Source organism: Paenibacillus doosanensis (assembly GCF_025060755.1).
Lineage (GTDB): Bacteria > Bacillota > Bacilli > Paenibacillales > NBRC-103111 > Paenibacillus_S > Paenibacillus_S doosanensis.
In genome coordinates, this window is sequence record NZ_JANYUY010000025.1 from 12,916 (window position 1) to 35,120 (window position 22,205).

At 57.3% G+C, this 22,205-nt stretch carries 17 protein-coding genes; 15 read left to right on the top strand and 2 right to left on the bottom strand.

All coding sequences use genetic code 11. The features are described 5' to 3' along the window. Positions 1-19 precede the first annotated feature (19 nt). From N0M98_RS18245 to N0M98_RS18270, 6 genes are all read left to right on the top strand, one after another. Positions 20-820 (top strand): response regulator transcription factor, encoded by an 801-nt coding sequence (locus N0M98_RS18245; RefSeq protein WP_259618758.1) that lies wholly within the window; start codon positions 20-22, stop codon positions 818-820. A 159-nt stretch (positions 821-979) separates the two neighbouring features. Further along, positions 980-2,635, top strand: a complete 1,656-nt coding sequence (locus N0M98_RS18250; protein ID WP_259618759.1) for an extracellular solute-binding protein — start codon at positions 980-982, stop codon at positions 2,633-2,635. 70 nt (positions 2,636-2,705) lie between these two features. Continuing rightward, a complete protein-coding gene (locus tag N0M98_RS18255) occupies positions 2,706-3,596 on the top strand; it encodes an ABC transporter permease (protein WP_249865523.1) in 891 nt (296 codons plus the stop codon). 20 nt (positions 3,597-3,616) lie between these two features. Further along, the gene (locus N0M98_RS18260) at positions 3,617-4,501 is read left to right on the top strand and encodes a carbohydrate ABC transporter permease (protein WP_249865522.1); all 885 of its coding nucleotides are present in this window, start codon (positions 3,617-3,619) and stop codon (positions 4,499-4,501) included. A gap of 60 nt (positions 4,502-4,561) precedes the next feature. After that, positions 4,562-5,356: an endonuclease/exonuclease/phosphatase family protein gene (locus N0M98_RS18265; protein ID WP_249865521.1), complete on the top strand. Its 795-nt coding sequence runs from the start codon at positions 4,562-4,564 to the stop codon at positions 5,354-5,356. Between the two features lie 177 nt (positions 5,357-5,533). Further along, on the top strand, positions 5,534-6,844 hold the full coding sequence (locus tag N0M98_RS18270; protein WP_259618760.1) for a CehA/McbA family metallohydrolase: 1,311 nt from the start codon (positions 5,534-5,536) through the stop codon (positions 6,842-6,844). A gap of 148 nt (positions 6,845-6,992) precedes the next feature. Here the strand turns inward: N0M98_RS18270 and N0M98_RS18275 are convergent, their stop codons facing one another. Then, the gene (locus N0M98_RS18275; RefSeq protein WP_249865519.1) at positions 6,993-7,991 is read right to left on the bottom strand and encodes an aldo/keto reductase; all 999 of its coding nucleotides are present in this window, start codon (positions 7,989-7,991) and stop codon (positions 6,993-6,995) included. A gap of 379 nt (positions 7,992-8,370) precedes the next feature. On the opposite strand from N0M98_RS18275, the gene N0M98_RS18280 reads away from it, so the two are divergent. From N0M98_RS18280 to N0M98_RS18320, 9 genes are all read left to right on the top strand, one after another. Beyond that, the gene (locus N0M98_RS18280; protein WP_249865518.1) at positions 8,371-9,375 is read left to right on the top strand and encodes a LacI family DNA-binding transcriptional regulator; all 1,005 of its coding nucleotides are present in this window, start codon (positions 8,371-8,373) and stop codon (positions 9,373-9,375) included. An 824-nt stretch (positions 9,376-10,199) separates the two neighbouring features. Further along, entirely contained in the window at positions 10,200-12,113 is a 1,914-nt protein-coding gene (thrS, locus tag N0M98_RS18285; protein ID WP_259618761.1) for a threonine--tRNA ligase, read from the top strand. 422 nt (positions 12,114-12,535) lie between these two features. After that, the gene (iolD, locus tag N0M98_RS18290) at positions 12,536-14,401 is read left to right on the top strand and encodes a 3D-(3,5/4)-trihydroxycyclohexane-1,2-dione acylhydrolase (decyclizing) (RefSeq protein ID WP_259618762.1); all 1,866 of its coding nucleotides are present in this window, start codon (positions 12,536-12,538) and stop codon (positions 14,399-14,401) included. A 168-nt stretch (positions 14,402-14,569) separates the two neighbouring features. After that, positions 14,570-15,448, top strand: coding sequence for a myo-inosose-2 dehydratase (iolE, locus tag N0M98_RS18295; RefSeq protein WP_249865515.1), 879 nt, complete (start codon positions 14,570-14,572; stop codon positions 15,446-15,448). Positions 15,449-15,553: 105 nt separating this feature from the next. Further along, complete coding sequence (iolG, locus tag N0M98_RS18300; RefSeq protein ID WP_249865514.1) at positions 15,554-16,579, top strand: inositol 2-dehydrogenase; 1,026 nt, start codon at positions 15,554-15,556, stop codon at positions 16,577-16,579. A 291-nt stretch (positions 16,580-16,870) separates the two neighbouring features. Continuing rightward, a complete protein-coding gene (gene iolB / locus N0M98_RS18305) occupies positions 16,871-17,686 on the top strand; it encodes a 5-deoxy-glucuronate isomerase (RefSeq protein WP_249865513.1) in 816 nt (271 codons plus the stop codon). 29 nt (positions 17,687-17,715) lie between these two features. After that, a complete protein-coding gene (gene iolC / locus N0M98_RS18310; RefSeq protein ID WP_249865512.1) occupies positions 17,716-18,711 on the top strand; it encodes a 5-dehydro-2-deoxygluconokinase in 996 nt (331 codons plus the stop codon). 11 nt (positions 18,712-18,722) lie between these two features. Next, positions 18,723-19,592, top strand: a complete 870-nt coding sequence (locus tag N0M98_RS18315) for a class II fructose-bisphosphate aldolase (protein WP_259618763.1) — start codon at positions 18,723-18,725, stop codon at positions 19,590-19,592. A gap of 18 nt (positions 19,593-19,610) precedes the next feature. Further along, positions 19,611-21,080, top strand: coding sequence for a CoA-acylating methylmalonate-semialdehyde dehydrogenase (locus tag N0M98_RS18320; protein WP_259618764.1), 1,470 nt, complete (start codon positions 19,611-19,613; stop codon positions 21,078-21,080). 168 nt (positions 21,081-21,248) lie between these two features. Here N0M98_RS18320 and N0M98_RS18325 read toward each other — a convergent pair whose 3' ends face one another. Continuing rightward, a complete protein-coding gene (locus tag N0M98_RS18325) occupies positions 21,249-22,115 on the bottom strand; it encodes a helix-turn-helix domain-containing protein (RefSeq protein ID WP_249865510.1) in 867 nt (288 codons plus the stop codon). Between the last annotated feature and the right edge of the window lie 90 nt (positions 22,116-22,205).

Consider the following 22,205-nt stretch of genomic DNA (forward strand, 5'->3'; position numbering starts at 1 on the left):
AACAGGAGGTGCGGGATCAATGATGAAAGTGCTGGTTGTAGACGACGATCATTTGGTGCGCAAAGGGTTTATTTTCATGATGCCATGGAACGATTACGGCCTGGAGGTTGTCGGGGAAGCGGGCAACGGCCGAAAAGCGTTGGAGTTTCTGGAGCATACCCAGGTGGACCTGCTGATTACGGATTTGGCGATGCCGGTGATGTCGGGCCTGGATTTGATGCGGGCGGTGAAGGAGCGGTACCGCGACGTAGCGATGGTGGTGCTGACGTTTCATCAGGATTTCGAGTTCATTCAGGAGGCGCTCCGCTTGGGCGCGCTGGATTATATTACGAAGGTCGAGCTGGAGCATGAGCATATGGGCGAAGTGCTAAAGCGTATCGTCGGTAAGATGAAGGAGCTTGCGCCCGCCGCCGACAGGCTGGAGCTGCCCGGCGCCTTGAAGGAGGATGGCGAAGAGGAAGGGCCGTATTCCGCCGAGGTGAAGGCTTGCGTGACCAAGGCCGTGCAGATCATCCACGAGGAGCTGCAGGAGGAGCTGCATCTGCCGGACGTGGCGCGCCGGGTCAATATGAGCCGCAGCTACTTCAGCCGCTGCTTCCGCGATATCGTAGGCAAGACGTTCAACGACTATATCCGGGAGATGAGAGTCAACCGCGCCAAGGAGCTGCTCGCGCGCACGGAGAAGACGATCGGCTGGATCGCTACGCAATCGGGTTATCCCAACGAGAAATATTTCGGCAAAGTATTCCGGGATATTGCCGGCGTGCTGCCGAGCGAATTTCGCAAAATGGAGCACGAGGTCGCAAATCGTCTCCCATAAAGTGCAATTTCGTCTACTAGGCTGTGCCGGAGAAGACGATCCAGAGATGATTTGTGCCTCAATGCGAGACACAATCTGACCTGGTCGTCTTCTTTTTTCTTTATGATTAAAGAGGAAGTCGGGTATTCAAGGGGCAGAACATTACTGAGGAGGGGAAGTATGAGAAAGAAACAAGCTGTGCTCGCGATAGCGGCATTGACGCTGGTCATGACGGCATGCTCGGGCAATAACGAAGGAACAGGCAAACCTGCGGAGACGAATAAACCGGCGGATCAGGCTGCCGGGGCCAAAGCCGATCCGTTCAAAATACCGAGTCCGATCGAGGTAACCACCTTCAAGAGCGTCAGCGCGGGCGCCAAGCTCCCCGCCGGCGATACGGTGGAAAGCAACCAGTATATGAAATATATTTCGGACAAGACGAACATTAATTTCAAAATTTTATGGTATGCGTCCGGTCAGGATTACGATCAAAAGATGAAGCTGGCCGTTGCCAGCAACGATCTGCCCGATGTGATGCTGGTCAACGAGCAGATGTTCCTCGCCTTGGCCGACGCGGGCCAAATCGAAGATCTCAGTAAGGTATACGAGCAGTACGCGTCTCCGCTGACCAAGGAGCTGTATGCGTCCACCGGCAACAAGGCGCTGGAGAAGGCGACGTATAAAGGCAAGCTGATGGGCATTCCGAACATTAGCGTTCAGGCCGACGCCGCCAGCATGGTATGGGTGCGCAAAGACTGGATGGACAAATTAGGCTTGCAGCCGCCCAAAACGATGGATGACGTCATCGCCATCGCCAAAGCCTTCGTCGAGAAGGACCCGGACGGCAACGGCCAAGCGGATACGATCGGGCTGGCCGGCTCGGAAAGCTCGCTGACGGTGCCCGCCAAGGCGCAGCGGATCGATTTCAAAGGCTTCTTCCAGGCGTATGACGCCTACCCGGGCAACTGGATCAAGGACAGCAAAGGCAATATCGTCTATGCGTCGATACTGCCGGAGACGAAGCAGGCGCTCGGCAAGCTGCGCGAGATGTATTCCGCGGGCCTCATCGACAAGGAGTTCGCGCTGCGCAAAGATCCGAACCAGGTGGTCGTCGGCGGCAAAGCCGGCATCTTCTTCGGTCCGTGGTGGTCGGGCGGTCTGATCGCCGATGCGATCAAGAACGATCCGAAGGTCGATTTCGTTCCTTATTTGATTCCGGACGCCAAGGGAACGGTCAACACGCTGATGATTCCGGTCAGCAACTCGTTCATCGTCGTCAAGAAAGGCATGAAAAATCCCGAAGCTGCGATGATTTACGCCAATACGTTTATCGCCGCCCAGCGCAAGGCCGATCCGGACGCGCTCAAGCTGGACTTCTCCGTCAGCGCGGAATACTGGCCGATCGGCAATGCGACCTTCGATTACGCCGATGCGGTGGAGCGCAAAGCCGATACGCTTAAGAAGGCGCTTGACGGCACGACGAAGCCGGAAGAGCTCAGTCCGGAGATGAAAGAGCTGTACGACAAGGCGATGCGCGATAAGAAAAATCCGAAGGCCGATTTGAAGGATTGGTCCGGCTACTACGGATATACGGCTCCCGCCGACTTGCTCAAGTCCAATATGAACAAAATTTACGGCGAGTACACGGCCGTGACGAAGACGATGGAACGTAAATGGGCCAACCTGCAAAAGCTGGAGAAGGAAACGTTCTTCAAAATCGTGATGGGCGAGCAGCCGCTCGACTCGTTCGACCAGTTCGTCACCGACTGGAAATCGCAAGGCGGCGACGAGATTACGAAAGAAGTCGTCGACGAAATCAATAAGGCGAAGAAATAACATTCCTGACTGGGAAAGAAGCACCTCCTGCGAACGGCGGTGCTTTCTTTCTAATCACCCGAGGTGAGACATGAACATTAAATCGTATTACAAGCATTATCATCTGATGCTGCTGCCGGGCGTTTTGTTTCTGATCGTTTTTCATATCGTGCCGATGTTCGGGGTCGTTATCGCGTTCCAGGATTTCAAGATCGGCCGCGGCATTTGGGATTCGCCGTGGATCGGCTTGGAAAACTTTACCTACATGTTTCAAATTAAGGACAGCGGGCTGATCTTTTACAACACTGTGTTTATCGCCGTCTGCAAAATTGTCGCGCATTTGGTCATCCCGCTTATTTTCGCCATTTTGCTGAACGAAGTCCGCTTTATGATGTTCAAGCGCTGGGTGCAAACGATCGTTTATTTGCCGCATTTTTTGTCCTGGGTTATTTTGGCCGGCGTCGTCATCGATATGCTGTCGCTCGACGGCTTCTTCAACCAGCTGGTGAAGGCGGCGGGGCACGAGCCGATATTGTTTCTCGCCAGCAACCGGTGGTTTCCGGCGATTATCGTCAGCAGCGACATCTGGAAGGAATTCGGCTTTGCCGCCATTATTTATTTGGCCGCCTTGGCGGGCATCAACCCCTCCTTGTACGAAGCGGCCGAAATGGACGGGGCGAACCGGCTGCAGCAGCTGTTCTACATTACGCTGCCTTCTCTTGTGCCTACGGTCGTGCTGCTCGCGACGCTCAGCATCGGCAACGTGCTGAATGCGGGCTTCGATCAAATCTTCAACTTGTATAACCCGCTCGTTTACGAATCCGGGGATATTATCGACACTTACGTGTACCGGGTAGGACTCGTGCAGGCCCAATACGGCTTCGCTACCGCCGTCAGCCTGCTGAAGTCGGTCATCGGCTTCATGCTGATCATCGTCTCCTACCGCGTCGCTTATAAATACGCCAATTACCGCATCTTCTAGATAAAGCAGGTGAATGATTGATGGTTCGGAATAAAACCGTTTCGGCCCGCTTGGCCGAAGCTTTGCTGCTGCTTGTTATGGTGCTGATCTCGATCGTCTCCCTCGCGCCCGTTCTACATACGTTCTCCGTATCGTTCAGCGACAATGCGGCTGCGGCCGGGGGCTTCGTCAAATTTTGGCCGGTAGGCTTTAATGTGGAATCGTACCGGAGAATTATGGAGGAGCCGCATTTTCTCAATTCGTTCTTCGTTTCGGTCAAAAGAGTGCTGGTCGGCGGCGCGATCAACTTCGCGCTGACGATTCTGATGGCGTATCCGCTGTCGAGAAGCAGCAAGGAATTCCCACACCGCAACGTGTACATGTGGTTTATGCTCTTCACGATGCTGTTTAGCGGGGGCATCATTCCGCTGTATTTGACGGTGAAAGGGCTCGGGCTGTTCAATACGATTTGGGCGCTGGTGCTGCCCGGAGCGGTGCCGGTGTTCAACGTCATTTTGCTGATGAATTTCTTCCGCAACATGCCCAAGGAGCTGAGCGATGCGGGATATATGGACGGAGCGGGGCCGTGGTACATGATGGTCAAAGTATTCGTGCCGCTGTCTCTGCCGTCGCTCGCCACCGTGACGCTGTTTAGCATCGTCGGGCATTGGAACGCGTTTTTTGACGGGATGATCTTTATGCGCAGCGCGGAAAATTATCCGCTGCAGACGTATATTCAGCAGCTCGTCGTCAATCTGAACATCGTGGAGCTGGATTCATCGCAGGCGGAGCTGCTGATGAAGGTGTCGGATAAGACGCTGAACGCCGCCAAAATCGTCGTCTCCATGGTTCCGATTCTGGTGGTGTATCCGTTTTTGCAAAAATATTTTATTCACGGCATTATGCTCGGATCGGTGAAGGAATAACTCCGGCGGTCCATATCGCAAGGGGCCGCAGCGGACTTTGAAAAAGGAGAGAAGCATTCCATGGACTATACGATGATGACGTTTAATTTGCGCTGCAATACGCCGAGCGACGGGGATAACGCCTGGCCGAACCGGATAGAGCGCGCGGCCGGAATGATCAAGGCGCACGCACCGGTTGTGGTCGGGACGCAGGAAGGATATGCATCGATGCTGACCGAGCTGCACGGGCAGCTGGAGGATTACGACTGGGTCGGCATGGGCCGGTTCGGCGGGCGTGAGGACGAGCATTGCGCGATCTTTTACCGTAAGGATAGGCTGACGGCGGAGCAGCAGGGGCACTTCTGGCTGTCGGAGAATCCGGAGACGGCGGCTTCGAAGAGCTGGAACAGCTATTTTCCGAGAATGTGCACCTGGGCGGTCTTTCGGGACCGGGAGAACGGGCGCGAATTCGCCGTGTTCAACACCCATCTCGACCATTACAGCCAGGAAGCGCGGGATAACGGGGTGAAGGTCATTTGGGATTATGTCGCCAAGCATAGAGCAGGCAGCTCCGCACCCGTGATCGTGATGGGGGATATGAACAGCGCTCCGGGCGATCGGCCGATCCGTTATTTGCGGGGGCAGACGGAGGAAGACGGGCCGAAGGGCTGGCTTACCGACGCTTATACGGCGCTGGACGGGCAGCCGGGCCTGACGGCGCACAGCTTCCGGGGCGGCTCGGAGGGCGAGCCGATCGATTATATTTTCGTCTCCCCGAACGCGCAGGTCGTAAGGACGCTGGTCGAGCGCTCGCAGGTGGACGGCGCTTATCCGTCGGACCATTATCCGATCGTCGCCGTCGTGCGGATGGATTAGAAACAGGGTGAAAAAGCCAGCGAAGCGTTCGCCTTTGAAAACGGATTCTCTCTATGGGAATATGGGAAAATAATCCAAGTAATCCGATTTCAACGGCGGATGGAGGATCAACTGGAAGCCGCAGCGGACTTTTCACCACCCTTTTAGAGCAAATGGGAAGAAGAGGAGACAGGTCTTATGGCAGAGCATCATACGGAAGCTACAGCCGGGGAGCACACGGTACGGCGCGTCATCCAACGCAGAATCGCCCCCGGCGAGCAGGGAGCCTATATCGAGATTCCGTTCGAAATGCCGGAACGGGCGGAGGAGCTGACCGTCGCTTATTCGGTCGAATCGTTCGGCGAGGCCAAAGCCGTCATTGACCTCGGCGTGCGGGATGCGGCAAGAGTCCGGGGCTGGAGCGGCGGCGCGCGCACCGGGTTTCGGATCGGCCTCGAACGGGCGACGCCGGGGTATATGCCCGGCAAGCTTGCGCCCGGCGCTTGGGCGGTGCTGCATAACGCCTACCGGGTGCCGGAGGAAGGCTGCGAAGTGATGGTTACGGTGACCGTCAGCTTGTCTGCGCCGCGCTGGCTGAAGGGGGATCTGCACGCGCATAGCGTGCACAGCGACGGCAAATATACGCTGGAGGACAATGCCGCGATTATGGAACGGCTCGGCTGCGACTTTATCGCGATGACCGATCATAACACATGCAGTCAAAATGAGGCTTACCCGCGCGGCGCGTCCGTCGTGATGATTCCGGGGATGGAGTTCACGACGAATTACGGCCACAGCAACTTTCTCGGCGTTGCCGATCCGCTGGACGATTTCCGCGTGAGCGATCAGGCCGATGTCAACGAGCGGCTGCGCACCGCCCGCGAGCGCGGGGCGCGGATCGTGCTGAACCATCCCCACTGCGAGTACTGTCCGTGGGAATGGGATTTCGACGTCGACTACGATTGGGTCGAAGTGTGGAACGGCCCGTGGGCCGAGCGCAACGAGCGGGCGCTGCAGTGGTGGCAGCGGCAGCTGGCGAGCGGCCGCCGATTGGTCGCGGTCGGAGGCAGCGACGTGCACCGCCCCGACCCGCACGTGCGGCACGCGATGCCGTGCACATGGGTGTACGCGGAGACGAGGACGGCGCAGGGGATTCTGGATGCCGCCGGCTGCGGGCATGTATGCTTGTCGTTCGCGCCGGACGGGCCGTTCCTGGAGCTGCGCTGCGGGCCGTACCGGACCGGGGACGCGGTTCCGGCGGGCGAGCGGGAGCAGGCGGGCTGCGTCGCGCTGCATGCGCGAGGCCTTCAGGCCGGAGACCTTGTGCGCTGGATCGGCGAGCAGGGGCTTGTGAAGGAGGAGACGTACGCGGCGGATGACGGCGATGCGGCCGCGCTAACGCTGGATGCGGCGGGGTTGAAGTTTTGCCGCGTCGAGGTGCGCAGGTATTTTGCCGAGGCGGGCCGGCTGCTGGTGGCTGCGCTGACGAACCCGATTTATTTCGATTGAAAATAGCAGTAGCATTATCGTTCGCCTAAAAAAGGCCATGCAGCAAGGAAGAACGGCACTGTCTGTAGAGTACAGAAGCCGTCCCTAATTGTGCCGCATGGCTTTATGGCGTTCGAAGCGGGCGGGGCGGGAAGCTGTATGTGCCGGGTTATTCGTTATCCGAAGCGTCGGCAGCTTCGAGCGTATCCAGAGTGTCGCCCGTAACGTCGAAATCTCCTTTGATCCGGCCGGCCATCCGGTCGATCCGCTCCAAATCTCCGGGCTCCAGCGTGAGCTCCAGCGATTTTATATTTTCCAGCAAATAAGCCGGCCGTTTGGTTCCCGGTATCGGTACGATGTCATGTCCTTGCCGCAGAATCCAGGCTAGCGCGACTTGCGCGGAAGTGGCGTCCTTTTCCCGGGCAATCTGCTCCAGTACGGAAACAAGCTCCAGATTATAGCGGAAGTTATCTCCTTGAAATCTGGAAAAATGACGCCGGATATCGTCCTCGGCGAAATCCTCGTACCGCTTGATCTGTCCGGACAAAAATCCTTTGCCGAGCGGACTGTAAGCTACGATACCGGTCCCCAGCTTGCGCGCCGCCGGAAGCAGCGCTTCGATCTCGCGGCTCCATAACGAATACTCCGATTGCAGCGCGGCGATGGGATGAATGCGGCTCGCCCTTATCAGGGTATCCGCATCGACATTCGAGAGTCCAAGATAACGCACCTTCCCTTCCGTAACCAACTCGCTCATAGCGCCTACCGTTTCTTCGATAGGTACGTCCGGATCGGGCATATGCTGGTAATACAGATCGATATAATCCGTTCCCAGCCGGCGCAAGCTCGCTTCGGCCGCTTGCCTGACATATTCGGGCCGCCCGTTCATGCCGAGCACGCGGCCGTGCTGGTCGCGCATAACGCCGAACTTGGTCGCTATGATTGCTTCGGAGCGGCGGCCCCGGAGAGCCGCGCCCAGAAGGAGTTCATTCGAGCCGCCGACGCCGTACAGATCCGCCGTATCGAACATATGGATACCATGCTCCAGAGCTTGAAGAATGACGGCTGCGGATTGCGTATCGTCGGCCGCGCCGTAAAATTCGGACATGCCCATGCAGCCGAGGCCGATGGCGGATACTTGCAGCGTTCCGAGATTTCTTGTCTGCATAACGGTTGCTCCTTTTTTTATACGATTTGTGGCAGAGGCGTGTATTTGACTAAGCACTGGCCGCCCCGCGGAAGCGGCAGCTTCACTATAAAAGAAATGGATAAAAAAGAGTAGACTTTTTCTTTGGGATCGTTTATTCTGAGGATAGAGTGCGCCCCACGGGATAAATGTAAAATTTTTACATAATAAAATCAAGGCAATCATATGACTTCTTGTCATACGGTTGCCTTTTGTTGTTGCGCTGATTCCGCCGGTTCAAGGAAAATTAGGGTAAGCGCTCACCTTGGCGTTTACAGCGCTTGTCCTCATGTCGTATGATAGACAATAAAAACGTAAAGCATGAGCTTGTATTGTACGGAGAGCTTGAAAGGAGCAGCGAATGAAGCCGACCATCTATGATGTCGCTCAAGCCGCCGGGGTTTCGATTGCAACGGTGTCGAAGGTGATTAACGGCACGGGCCGCATCAGCGATAAAACTAGAAAGCATGTTACGAATATTATGGAGCAGCTGAAATATCAGCCGAGCATGGTGGCCTCCGCGCTGACCGGCAAAAGCACGTTTACCGTGGGACTCACGCTGCCCGATCTGGCGAACCCGTTTTTTGCGGAAATTGCCCGGGCGGTGGAAGACCGGGGGCATGAGTACGGATTCAACGTGTTTATTTGCAGCACGGATAACGATCCCGACAGGGAGATCAAATATTTCTCTTTGCTGACGCAAAAGCGGGTGGACGGCGTCATCGTGGCGACCCGTACGGAGAAGGATCTGTTTCTCAAGAAGCTGATTCAGCAGCATGTGCCGATCACGCTGATTACCGGGGAAATGCCGGCGCTTGCCGTCGATACGGTGATGGTGGACGATTTTCTCGGCGGATACCAGGCGGGGAGCCATCTGACCGGTCTGGGGCATAGGCGCATTGCGATATTGGCGGAGGACGTGAACACGATGAGCAACCGAGAGCGGATTCGCGGCTGCAAGCAGGCGATGGCGGAGGCGGGCGTCGCCTCGGACGAGCGGCTGATCGCCGCCGGCGAATTTACCGTGGACAGCGGCAAGGAAGCGATGCGCCGGCTGCTTGAACTGGGCGAGCCGCCGACGGCCGTCTTCGCCTGCAACGACCTGCTCGCCATCGGCGCGATTCAAGCCGCCCGCGAGCGCGGTTTGCAGCTGCCGCGGCAGCTCTCGGTCGTCGGCTTCGACAACACGATTTTGGCGACGATCATCGATCCGCCGCTGACGACGGTAGCCCAGCCGATTCAGGAAATCGGCCGTCAGGCGATGGATTTGCTCATGCAGGAGATCAAGGGAGAGAAGTCGATGCGGCAGCGGGTCGTGCTGATGCCGGAACTGGTCGTCCGCGGCTCAACCGCGGCGTTGACGTAAGGGATTCTGACGCCGAAGCGGCCGTAACCTCATAGTGCGGTGGCTTAGGATGCGTGCGGCGAAAGGGCGGCAGCTTGTTTGGATCGCCACTCGTTATCCAATGCGATGATGTGCGGGCCAGACCGGCGATGAGCAAGCTTGCCGCCGCCGTACCTGTATTAACCGAGGTCGATCGTCATCTGCCTTAGCCGGCGGATGAAAGATTGTATCTTACGGACAGCCTGGTTCAGGCGGTCGGATTGCGGCTTCATGGGAAGGCACCTCCTAAGCGGTTATAGGTTACGGCATGAATGTGAAGCTTGTTTTTAGAATACTATAACGGCCGGTGTTTGGGAATATTTACCTTCAATTTAAATTCTTATTGGATGGGGCTCGGCGCGGTTTCCATAAAATAAATTGTATGCCCCGCTTGACCTTTTCAAATTCGGTCCGTATAATAATGAACCAATATCATATTCAGGCGATGACCAAAGACATGGTTTCCTTCAAGGGCTGTCAGAGAGAGGAGGTTAGGTGCGAGCTCCTTCAGCGACCGGAAGCGTAAATTACCCCTTTGCAGCCGTGATGCCGAACCCTGCGGTCCCCCTGATTTGCAGCAGTAGGCACTACCGTCTCATCCGCGTTACCGGATGCTTGAGGAACTTGCACTTTTTATGCGCATGATTGCGGCAGCGTACGGGCGGCACGGCGGATAAAGTACAAGTTCGAATCAGGGTGGAACCACGAGCTTGAACGCACTCGTCCCTTGGGAGAGATGCGTTTTTTTGCGTTCACATATACAAGTGCGGTGAAAAAATCTTATCAAAATGAACGGAGGCTATGCCATGAGGATGAAAGTCACTTTGCCGGATGGAGCAGTTAAGGAGTTTGAACGGGGGACCACGATCGAGCAAGTGGCCGAATCCATCAGTTCAAGCTTGAAAAAGCAGGCCGTGGCAGGCAAGCTGAACGGCAGACTGGTCGATTTGAACCGGCCGATCGAGGAGGACAGCGAGGTGCAGATCGTTGTGCTGGACAGCCCCGAGGGGCTTGAAGTGTACCGGCACAGCACGGCGCATTTGATGGCGCAGGCGATCAAGCGGATTTACGGACAGAAGGCCGTGAAGCTCGGTATCGGACCGGTTATCGCGGACGGATTTTATTACGACATCGATATCGAGAAGCCGCTGTCGACGGACGATCTCGAAGCAATCGAGCGGGAGATGGAGCGGATTGCCGAGGAAAATCTGCCGATCGTCCGCCGCGAAGTGAGCCGGGAGGAAGCGATCCGCACGTTCGAGGAGCTGAGCGACCCGCTGAAGCTGGAGCTGATTCGCGATTTGCCGGAGGATTCGGAGATCTCGATATACGATCAAGGGGAGTTTTTCGACTTGTGCCGCGGGCCGCATCTGCCGTCGACAGGCCGGATTAAAGCCTTCAAGCTGCAAAACGTAGCCGGCGCTTATTGGCGCGGCGATTCGAACAACAAGATGCTGCAGCGCATTTACGGAACGGCTTTCCCTAAGAAAGCCCAGCTGGAGGAGCATCTGCATCTGCTGGAAGAGGCGAAGAAGCGCGACCACCGCAAGCTCGGCAAGGAGCTTCAGCTCTTTATGTTCTCGGAGGAGGCGCCGGGCATGCCGTTTTACTTGCCCAAAGGGATGGCGATCCGCACGCAGCTGGAAGACTATTCCCGGGAGATGCAGCAGAAGCACGACTACGACGAGGTCCGCACGCCGTTCATGATGAACCAGAGGCTGTGGGAGCAGTCGGGGCATTGGGATCACTACCATGAAAACATGTACTTTACGGAAGTCGACGATACGAGATTTGCGCTCAAGCCGATGAACTGCCCGGGGCATATGCTTATTTTCAAAAACAGCCTGCATTCGTACCGCGAGCTGCCGATCCGGATTTCGGAGTTCGGCCAAGTACATCGGCATGAATATTCCGGCGCTTTGAACGGGATGATGCGCGTGCGCACGTTCTGCCAAGACGACGCGCATTTGTTCGTGCGGCCGGATCAGATCGAAGAAGAGATCGGCCGCGTCATCGCGCTGATCGACCGGATGTACGCCGTCTTCGGCTTTGCGTACAGAATCGAGCTGTCTACGCGCCCCGACGACTCGATGGGTTCGGAGGAGCTGTGGCAGCAAGCGGAAACGTCGCTGCGGAACGTGCTTGAGCACCGCGGCATCGAGTACCGTTTGAACGAAGGCGACGGCGCGTTCTACGGGCCGAAGATCGACTTTCATATTCTCGATGCGATCGGACGCAGCTGGCAGTGCGGGACGATCCAGCTCGATTTCCAGATGCCGGAGAAATTCGATTTGAGCTATATCGGCGAAGACAATCAGAAGCATAGACCGGTGGTCATTCACCGGGCGATATACGGCTCGATCGACCGGTTTATCGGCATTTTGACGGAGCATTTCAGCGGGGCGTTCCCGGTGTGGCTGGCGCCGGTTCAGGCGAAGCTGCTGCCCGTGTCCGACAATTACATCGATTATGCGCTGCAGGTGAAAAAACGGCTGGAAGACGCCGGTATACGCGTCGAGGTCGATGTCCGCAGCGAGAAGCTCGGTTACAAAATCCGCGAGGCCCAACTGGAGAAGGTGCCGTACATGCTCGTGCTCGGGGAAAGCGAGAAGCAGAGCGGGCAAGCCGCGGTCCGGGGCCGCATTGGCGGCGATCTCGGTGCGATGAGTATCGGGCAGTTCATAGAACGGATTAGCGCCGAAGCGGCAAGCAAACAGTAACAAAGCGAAGTCCGAAGCACCCTTTTCGCCTATGCGGGAGGGTGCTTTTTTTAATGTTTAGGAAATGATGCACAGCCCAGAGGAATTGTTAGACGCCGATCCAGCTTAGGCTGGATGCGGACGGAATAAGCTTCAGTGCATCACGTCACTACCCTGGAAATTACTCTTGGTACCCCATTTCCATTGTCTGTGGTGCCGCGTCGGCGGCATGGATGGCTTTTGGGGGATTTGTTCTGTCATGACGATAAAGAAAGGCCTAATTTCTCATTGACAACGAACCTGATTATGGTATAAATTTGAACTAAGGGAAAGCGCTTAACCTGATGGAGTTCGATTTTCATTATTTTCAAGAATGTTTACTGTCGTTATGCAATATATTGTTTAGGTGAAGCGCTTAATTTAACAAGGCGGAGGAGCGGTTTATGAAAACGGTCACATTAACGATGGCCCAGGCGTTGCTTCAGTTTTTGAATAACCAGTACATCGAAATCGACGGTACCGAGCACAAAATGTTCAAGGGCGTTATGGGGATTTTCGGCCACGGCAACGTGACGGGGCTCGGCCAGGCGCTTGAGCAGTACAAGGATGAAATAACGTTTATTCAAGGGAAAAACGAGCAGGGTATGGCTCATGCTGCAATCGCTTACGCAAAGCAGAAAAACCGGCTGGAGATGTTCGCCTGCACGTCGTCGATCGGGCCGGGCGCGCTTAATATGGTTACCGCTGCAGGCGTAGCTACGGTGAACCGGATTCCTCTGCTGCTCTTGCCCGGGGATGTATTTGCCAGCCGGCAGCCCGATCCGGTGCTCCAGCAGGTGGAGTATCCGCTGGATTATACGGTGACGGCGAACGACGCGTTCAAGCCGGTGAGCAAATATTGGGACCGCATCAATCGTCCCGAGCAGCTGATGACGGCTGCGCTCCAGGCGATGCGCGTGCTCGCCGATCCGGCGGAGACGGGGGCCGTCACGCTGTGCCTGCCGCAGGATGTGCAGTGTGAAGCCTACGACTATCCGGCGGAATTTCTGGCCAAGCGGGTCCATCATATCGACCGCAAGCCCGCGGCGGCGTCGGCTGTCGCCCGCGCGGCGGAGCTGATCCGCGGCAAGAAGCGGCCGCTGATCGTGTGCGGAGGCGGCGTTCACTACTCGCTCGCCACCGAGGAGCTGAGGCAGTTCGCGGAAGCGTTCCGCATCCCCGTAACCGAGACGCAGGCAGGCAAAAGCGCGATCTCCTGGCAGCATCCGCTTAGCTTCGGCGGCGTCGGGGTAACGGGAACGCTGGCGGCGAACCGGCTGGCGGCTGAGGCCGATCTGATCATCGGCGTAGGGACGCGGATGTCCGACTTCTCTACGGCGTCGAAGACGGCGTTTTCCCGGGAGGGCGTCGAGTTTCTGAATATCAATGTAAGCGGGCTGGACGCTTACAAGCTGGACGGCACTTATGTGACGGCCGATGCCCGCGAGGCGCTGCAGGCGATTGCTGCGGAGCTTAAGGCGCAAGGCTATGCTTCGGCTTACAGTCCGGAGGAGCTGTCCGATTGGAAGCGGGAGTGGGACGGTGAAGTCGACCGGCTGTATAGTATCGAACGGGCGGACGGCTTGGCGCAAACCCGCGTGCTGGGAGAAATCAACGGCTTCCTTGGTGAACGCGACGTTATCGTCTGCGCCGCGGGCAGTCTGCCGGGCGACCTGCACCGCGTCTGGAGAACGACGCAGCCGAAGACGTATCATATGGAATACGGTTTCTCCTGCATGGGCTATGAGGTCGCCGGCGCTTTCGGCATTAAGCTGGCCGAGCCGGACCGCGAAGTATACGCTTTGGTCGGCGACGGCAGCTATCTGATGCTTCATTCGGAGCTGGTGACGAGCCTGCAGGAAGGACGGAAGATTACGATTGTGCTGTTCGACAATCATGGTTTCCAATGCATTCATAACTTGCAGCGGGGACACGGCAGCGGCAGCTTCGGCAATGAATTCCGCTCTCGCTCGGAGGAGACGGCGCAGCTGAGCGGCGATTATATGCCGATTGATTTTGCGGCGCATGCCCGCAGTCTCGGGGCCAAGTCGTATTCGGCGCGAACGGTGGAAGAGCTGCGGGATGCGCTGGAGAAAGCCAAAGGAGAGCAGGTCACGACCCTGATCGATATTAAAGTGCTGCCGGGCACCAATACGGACGGCTACGAATCGTGGTGGCATGTAGGGGTGGCCGAAGTATCCGAGATGGACGGCGTGAAGCGGTCTTACGAGGAGCTGCAGGCAAAATTGAGCACGGTGCCCAAATGGTAAAGCGGTCGGGATAAGAGGATGGTCGGCGATCGGCAGAGGTTTCCGCAAGCAGAAGTCTCTATCGACCCGACCGCAGGACGCCAATCGATCGTCACATTTCTTAGAAACGTGAAACAGTGCGGACGCGGTTCGCCCGCGGTTGCCAATCAAAGAGAGGAGCCTTTTTCCATGAATGTGAAGTACGGGATCTCGGCCATCAACTGGGTCAACGAAGATATTATGGAGCTCGGCGATCATTACACGGCGGAGCAGGTGCTTGGAGACATGTCCCGGCTAGGCTTTGAAGGAACGGAGTTTTGCCGCAAGTTTCCGCGCGATACGAAGCAGCTCAAGGAGCTGCTGGACCGCCATCATATGGTGCTGACGTCGCAGTGGAAATCGGTCCACTTCAGCCAGCCGGAGCGCCGGGAAGAGGAGCTGCAATCGTTCCGCGAGCATGCGGATTTTCTGAAAGCGATGGGCTGCCGATACGTCGTCACCTGCGAAACGGGCAACGCCTTCGAGGATCTGAAGAACAACTCGGTCCGTATCGAGCCGCTGACCGACGAGCAGTGGAAGCATATGGCCGAAGGGCTGAACGAAGCGGGACGCTACTGCCGGGATAACGGGATGCAGCTCGTGTACCACTATCACGGAGAAACCGTGGTGGAGAGCGGGGAAGAAATTGCCCGGTTGATGGAATCGACCGATCCGCAGCTGGTCCATATGCTGTACGATACGGGTCACGCTTACTTCGGCGGCAGCGATCCGCTGCACATCCTTCGCACGTATTACGACCGGATTCGCTATATTCATCTGAAGGATATTCGTCAGGATGTGCTGGATTGGAAGCGCCGGGAGGGCATTCGCTTCAGAGAAGCGGTGCGCCGAGGCATATTCACCGTACCCGGCGACGGCTGCATCGATTTCAAACCGATCTTCAGCGAGCTGGCGGCCCGCGGCTATGAAGGCTGGATGATTATCGAGGCGGAGCAGGACCCGGCGATCGCCGATCCGGTGGAATACGCTCAGAAGGCCAAGGATTACTTGCAAGCGATGCCTGTATAAACAAGGCGGAGCCTGCCGGGGAACGACAAGGGAAGATAACGAGTTATTGCTTTATGCAGAAAGATTAAGCGCTTAACCCCATTCGAACGACAGTGAGGTCATACTATGGAGAAGCTAATCATTGGCATTATCGGCGCCGGAAGAATCGGGCGGCTGCATGCGGAGCATCTGACGCGCAACGGCCGCGCCGACATTCGCATTATCTCGGACGTTTATGTGACGGACGAACTGCGCGGCTGGGCCGCCGGTCTCGGCATTGCGGCCGTTACGGACAATTATAAGGACATTATGCAGGACCCGGAAATTCAAGCCGTCTTTATTTGCTCATCGACCAATACTCATGTTCCTTTTATTACCGAAGCGGCCAGAGCGGGCAAACATATTTTTTGCGAAAAGCCGATCAGTCTTGACTATCGTCAAACGGCGGCGGCGCTGGAAGAGGTGCGGCAGGCGGGCGTCGTCTTGCAGACGGGGTTCAACCGCAGATTCGATCATAATTTCAAACGGGTGCGCGAACTGGTGCAAGCCGGCCGCATCGGCGATCCGCATTTGATCAAAATTACGTCGCGCGATCCGGCGCCTCCAAGCAGCGACTACATCAAGGTGTCCGGCGGTTTGTTCATGGACATGGCGATCCACGATTTCGATATGGCCCGCTATTTGTCGGGCAGCGAGGTGACCGAGGTTTACGCGCAGGGCGCAGTGCTCGTCGATCCGGTGATCGGGGAGCTGGGGGATATCGACACGGCGGTCATCAGCCTGAAGTTTGCGAGCGGCGCGCTCGGCGTTATCGACAACAGCCGGAAGGCGGTATACGGCTACGATCAGCGGGTCGAGGTGTTCGGCTCGGAAGGGAGCATAGGCGTGCAGAACGATCATCCGACGACGGCGGAGATCAGCACGAAGGACGGCGTTGTCCGCGACAATCCGAAATATTTTTTCCTTGAGCGGTATCACGATTCGTATATCGACGAGACGCGCCAGTTTATCGACAGCGTCTTGAACGGACAGCCGGTGCCGGTAGACGGCAACGACGCTTTCCAGGCGGAAAAGATCGCCTATGCGGCCAAAGTATCGCTGACGGAAGGCAGACCCGTGAAGCTGAGCGAGATCGAGGTCAGTGTTGGTTAATATCCATTAGAGAATTAGAGAAACGGCGAGCCTTAAACGGCGGGTGAACAAGCGAGCGAAGCAAGCGAGAGCAATCCGGAGAAGCGAAGCGTTCGCCTTTGTTCTCGGATTTCACCCGTTACACGGGCTTACCTATTCAAGAAATCCGGGGACAAGAGCGATCGGAGGATGCTTTCGCATGCGAAGCGGGCGTTTTTCACCATGTTATTAAGCGTTCGCCAAAAAAACGGATAGATGTGCGGGACGGAAGGATACGGACAATGGAGCACCGGAATGAAGGAGGAGACGGCAATGGCAAAAAGCGAGTTGATCGTAAGCAGCGCGGCACCCGCATCGGACGGTAGCGTGCTGCGCATTACGCCTGAATCGGCGGGCTGGCGGTATGTAGGCTTTGAAGTGTTCCGGCTGGAGGCCGGACAGCGGCTGCAGCAGGAGACGGGGGACGAGGAAGTATGCCTCGTGCTCATCGGCGGCAAGGGGAACGTCTCGACGGAGCAAGAGCGCTGGGAGAGCATCGGCGAGCGGATGAGCGTATTCGAGCAAATTCCGCCTTATGCGGTCTATGTCCCGTCCGGCGACCGTTACGAGGTTGAAGCGTTGACGGCGCTGGAGCTGGCCGTGTGCAGAGCTCCCGGCAAAGGAACGTACGCAGCGAGACTGATCGCCCCGTCGCAGATTGAGGTCGAAATTCGCGGCAAAGGCAGCGCCGAGCGGCGCATTCATCAAATTCTCCCCGAGCAGGAGCCGGCGGACAGTCTGCTCGTCGTCGAGGTGCTGACGCCAAGCGGCCACTGGTCGAGCTATCCCCCGCATAAGCATGACGAGGAGCGGCTTCCGGAGGAGTCGTATTTGGAAGAAACGTATTATCATAAAGTACAGCCCGAGCACGGTTTTGCCATCCAGCGGGTATATACGGACGACCGTTCGCTGGACGAAACGCTGGCTGTAAGCAACGGGGATGCCGTGCTCGTTCCGAGGGGCTACCATCCGGTCTCGGCGCCTCCGGGCTATGACCTGTATTATTTGAACGTCATGGCCGGGCCGGTCAGAACGTGGAAATTCAAGAACGATACCGATCATGAATGGATTTTTGAAAGCTGGAAGTAACGATAAACGAGTGAACGAGGAGGCCGAATATGAGCTTGATTACGTTTGAAGAGAGCCGTCCGATGGATTTTATCGGCTTGGGCCGGTTGTGCATCGATTTGAACGCGAACGAAATTCACCGTCCGATGGAAGAGACGAGAACGTTTACCAAATATGTCGGCGGCTCGCCCGCCAATATTACGATTGCCGTAGCGAGACTGGGCAAAGCCTCCGGCTTTATCGGCCGCGTGTCCGACGATCAGCACGGGCGCTTCATTACGAAGTATTTGGAGGATCGCGGCATCGACACGTCGAACGTCATTACCGACAAGTCGGGCACGGTGACCGGGCTTGCTTTTACCGAGATCAAATCGCCTACCGATTGCAGCATTCTGATGTACCGCGATAATGTGGCCGACTTGAAGCTGGAGCCCGCCGATATCCGCGAGGAATATATCAAGAACGCCAAAGCGATCATGATCTCCGGCACCGCGCTTGCGGCGAGCCCTTCCCGGGAAGCCGTGTTCAAAGCGGTGGAGCTGGCGAGAAAGCATCGGGTCGTCGTCTTCTTCGATATCGATTACCGCCCTTATTCGTGGTCATCCCGTGAAGAAACCGGCATCTACTGCGCTCTCGTGGCGGAGAAGAGCGACGTCATTCTGGGCGGCAGAGAAGAGTTCGATCTGCTCGAAGCGCCTTACGGGCCGCTGCAAAAAGACGATCAGGCGACGGCCGACCGCTGGTTTGCGCATCATGCCAAAATCGTGCTGGTCAAGCACGGCGGAGACGGCTCGGTCGCCTTCACGAAGGACGGGCAAAGCTTCACGGGCACGACCTTCCCGGCCAATGTCGTCAAGACGTTCGGCGCCGGCGATTCGTTCGCGGGAGCTTTCATCTACGGCTTGATGAACGGCTGGGACATTTCGCGCAGCCAGCAGTTCGGGGCGGCTTCCGCATCCATCGTCGTTTCCAGCCACAGCTGCTCGGACGCGATGCCGACGGCGGAAGAAATTCAAGCCGTAATCGACAAGCATACGAGCCGTTAAGAGCCGTTATCATGCTTGGAAAAACCGCAACGAGAAGGGGAGATACGACCATGCTGGTCACATTGAAACAGCTCGCCGATGAAGCCGCGGCAAAGGATTATGCGGTGCCGGCGTTCAATATATTCGGCTATGAGGATATCATTCCGGTCATTCGGGCGGCGGAGACCAAAGGAGCCCCCGTCATTCTGGCCGCCAACATTCCGGCGATTCAGCATATGCCGCTCGCTTATCTGGCGCCGCTGATGCTGCAGGCGGCCCGCAGCGCCTCCGTCCCGGTCTGCGTGCACCTCGATCACGGCAAAGATTTCGAGGTTTGCTCCTCGGCGATCGAGCACGGCTTCAGCTCCGTCATGTACGACGGCTCTCAGCTGCCGCTGGAGGAGAACATCCGCCGGACGAAGGAAATCGTCGATTATGCGCATGAGCGCGGCATCTCGGTCGAAGCGGAAATCGGCTCCGTCGGCTACAGCGATCCGTCGATTGCGATGAAGCATCAGCTGTCCGACCCGGACGAGGTCCGGCAGTTCGTACGCGAGACGGGGATTGACGCGGTGGCCGTATCGGTCGGAACCGTGCACCGGATGGAGACGCAGGAGGCGAGCATCGACTTCGAGCTGCTGGAGCGCATCCAGAGCTTGGTCGACACGCCGCTCGTCATCCACGGCTCCAGCGGGGTGCCGGACGATCAGCTGCGCAGACTCGCCTCGGCGCGCGTCGCCAAGATCAATATCGGCACGGCGCTGCGCATGGCCTTCGGTCAAACGCTGCGCGAGGAGATGGAGCAGAAGCCGAAGGCGTTCGACCGGATCGGCTTGTTCCAGCGGCCGATGGCGGCCGTTCAGGAAGCGGCGCTCGGCAAGTTTACCATTTTGGGCTTCTAAACAAAGGAGAGATTCGTGATGACACAACCTACACATACAGCGGCGGTGCCCGCATTACACAATTTTATCGGCGGCCGGTGGGTGGAATCGGCATCCTCTAGATACGAGACCGTGCCGAATCCGGCGACGGGCGAGACGCTGGCGACCGTGCCGCTGTCGACGCGGGAAGACGTCGACCGGGCGGTGGCGGCAGCCGCGGAAGCTTTCCAAGAATGGAAGCAGGTCGCCGTTCCGAGAAGAGCGCGCATTTTGTTCAAATACCAGCAGCTGCTGGTCGATAACTGGAAGGCGCTGGCCGAGCTGGTCACGAAGGAGAACGGCAAAAGCTACGGCGAAGCTTACGGCGAAGTGCAGCGCGGCATCGAATGCGTCGAATTCGCCGCAGGGGCTCCGACGCTGATGATGGGCAGCACTCTGCCGGATATTGCTACAGGACTGGAGTCGAACATGCATCGCTATCCGGTCGGCGTCGTCGGCGGGATTACGCCGTTCAACTTCCCGATGATGGTGCCCTGCTGGATGTTTCCGCTGGCCATTGCCTGCGGCAATACGTTCGTGCTGAAGCCGTCGGAGCGCACGCCGCTGCTCGCGAACCGGCTGGCCGAGCTGCTGACCGAGGCGGGGCTGCCGGACGGCGTGTTCAATATCGTCCACGGCGCGCATGATGTCGTGAACGGCCTGCTGGAGCATCCGGGCGTGAGCGCGATTTCCTTCGTCGGCTCCCAGCCGGTAGCCGAGTACGTATACAAGACGGCGGCCGCTCACGGCAAACGGGTGCAAGCGCTGGCCGGCGCGAAGAACCATTCCATCGTCATGCCGGATGCAAACCTCGATCTCGCGGTCAAGGAGATCATCAACGCCTCCTTCGGCTCCGCCGGCGAGCGCTGCATGGCCACCTCCGTCGTCGTAGCGGTAGGCGGCGTAGCGGACGAGCTCGTGAGCCGTCTGACCGAGGCCGCCAAGGCGCTGACGATCGGCGACGGCTCGCAGGCCGGCGTCTTCCTGGGGCCGGTCATCCGCGACTCCCACAAAGCGCGCACGCTTCAGTATATCGAAGCGGGGGACGCCGAAGGGGCGCAGCTGCTTCTGGACGGACGCGAGGCGCCCGCGGCGGGCGGCAGCGGTTATTTCGTCGGCCCGACGATTTTCGACCATGTGAAGCAAGGCATGAAAATTTGGACGGATGAAATTTTTGCTCCTGTGCTGTCCATCGTCCGGGCGGAAACGCTGGATGAAGCGATCGACATCGCCAACGCTTCCGAGTTCGCCAACGGCGGCTGCCTTTATACGGATAGCGCCAAGGCGATCCGGCATTACAGAGAGCATATCGACGCGGGGATGCTTGGGATCAACGTCGGCGTACCGGCCCCGATGGCTTTCTTCCCGTTCTCGGGCTACAAGAAATCGTTCTACGGCGATCTGCATGCGAACGGCAAGGACGGCGTCGAATTTTATACGCGCAAGAAAATGGTTGTGGCGCGATATTAAGGGTAGCGTCTGGCCGGAGAGCCGTTCTCGACGCCAAGCGAGAACAATTTGAAGAAGCATGGCATTCGTCTGTGCAGACGTAGTTCCATACATTGAGATTGAGCAGGCAGCTTACGCGCCTGCTCTTCGCTATTTCTGGCAGACCATCGGGCTGGCTCCCTCAGCCGGTCAGCCCCGCGACGCCCGCCGCCAGGCCGCGGGTGTCGACTCGGTATGCTTTTTGAAGATGCGGTGAAAATGGGGCAGCGATTCGAAGCCGCACAGCACCGCTATTTCGTGGGTAGGCAGCGCCGAGTGCCGCAGCAGTCTTTTGGCTTTCACGATGCGTTTGCTGTGAATATAATCGGTCAGGCGCAGACCGGTCATTTGCTTGAAGACGCGCGTGAAATGCTCGGGGCTGACCAGCGCTTCCTTGGCCAAAGACGACAGGCTGAGCGGCCGGTCCAAGTGCGCGTCGATGTACCCCAGCATCTCGTGCAGCCACGGGTATCGGGTCGGCGCGGGAGGGACGGATTCCTGGAAGCTCATCCGTTCGCTTCGGGCCAGCTCCAGCAGCATGCGATGCAGAATGAGCCGCAGCGCGAAGCGGTATCCTTGACCGCGGCGGTCCGATTCCTCCTTCACTTCCTCGATATGCCGGGCCCAGCGCTTGCGGTCGTGAAAGTCTAGGGAAGCTCTGTAGCTTTGACGATGCTGGATATGACGGAACAGTAAGGGGAGAGAGAACGACTCGCCGAGCGAAATATCGGGAAGCAGCCGCTCGCCGAAATAGACGATCGAGGAAGTGACCGGATGATGCTTGTCCGGCATCGCCCGGTGTATCGTATCGCCCGGAATGAGAAACACGTCACCTTCCGCCATCGGATAGAACGCCTGATCGATAAAAAAGAGGCCTTCGCCCCGGTGAACATAGACGATTTCATACCATTCGTGCATATGGTCGGACAGCTCGTTTTGCGGGCTTTTCGTATCTTTGTAAACGAAATGAAACGGAAAATCGCCGCTCTCGGGAAATTGCTTGATTATCGTATGCATGTTTATCACCTTTACCATTGTATATCAAAATCGGTTAGGTTTGGGTCAAAATTCGAAATTACGTAATCGATTTAAACGAATATAATGAGG

Bases quoted from the DNA above. Each gene is read 5' to 3' on its own strand.
- N0M98_RS18260 (WP_249865522.1), top strand. From the start codon at position 3,617: ATGGTTCGGAATAAAACCGTTTCGGCCCGCTTGGCCGAAGCTTTGCTG.
- N0M98_RS18250 (WP_259618759.1), top strand. From the start codon at position 980: ATGAGAAAGAAACAAGCTGTGCTCGCGATAGCGGCATTGACGCTGGTC.
- N0M98_RS18280 (WP_249865518.1), top strand. From the start codon at position 8,371: ATGAAGCCGACCATCTATGATGTCGCTCAAGCCGCCGGGGTTTCGATT.
- iolD (WP_259618762.1), top strand. From the start codon at position 12,536: ATGAAAACGGTCACATTAACGATGGCCCAGGCGTTGCTTCAGTTTTTG.
- N0M98_RS18265 (WP_249865521.1), top strand. From the start codon at position 4,562: ATGGACTATACGATGATGACGTTTAATTTGCGCTGCAATACGCCGAGC.
- thrS (WP_259618761.1), top strand. From the start codon at position 10,200: ATGAGGATGAAAGTCACTTTGCCGGATGGAGCAGTTAAGGAGTTTGAA.
- iolG (WP_249865514.1), top strand. From the start codon at position 15,554: ATGGAGAAGCTAATCATTGGCATTATCGGCGCCGGAAGAATCGGGCGG.
- iolE (WP_249865515.1), top strand. From the start codon at position 14,570: ATGAATGTGAAGTACGGGATCTCGGCCATCAACTGGGTCAACGAAGAT.
- N0M98_RS18245 (WP_259618758.1), top strand. From the start codon at position 20: ATGATGAAAGTGCTGGTTGTAGACGACGATCATTTGGTGCGCAAAGGG.
- iolC (WP_249865512.1), top strand. From the start codon at position 17,716: ATGAGCTTGATTACGTTTGAAGAGAGCCGTCCGATGGATTTTATCGGC.
- N0M98_RS18315 (WP_259618763.1), top strand. From the start codon at position 18,723: ATGCTTGGAAAAACCGCAACGAGAAGGGGAGATACGACCATGCTGGTC.
- N0M98_RS18320 (WP_259618764.1), top strand. From the start codon at position 19,611: ATGACACAACCTACACATACAGCGGCGGTGCCCGCATTACACAATTTT.
- iolB (WP_249865513.1), top strand. From the start codon at position 16,871: ATGGCAAAAAGCGAGTTGATCGTAAGCAGCGCGGCACCCGCATCGGAC.
- N0M98_RS18275 (WP_249865519.1), bottom strand. From the start codon at position 7,991: ATGCAGACAAGAAATCTCGGAACGCTGCAAGTATCCGCCATCGGCCTC.
- N0M98_RS18270 (WP_259618760.1), top strand. From the start codon at position 5,534: ATGGCAGAGCATCATACGGAAGCTACAGCCGGGGAGCACACGGTACGG.
- N0M98_RS18255 (WP_249865523.1), top strand. From the start codon at position 2,706: ATGAACATTAAATCGTATTACAAGCATTATCATCTGATGCTGCTGCCG.
- N0M98_RS18325 (WP_249865510.1), bottom strand. From the start codon at position 22,115: ATGCATACGATAATCAAGCAATTTCCCGAGAGCGGCGATTTTCCGTTT.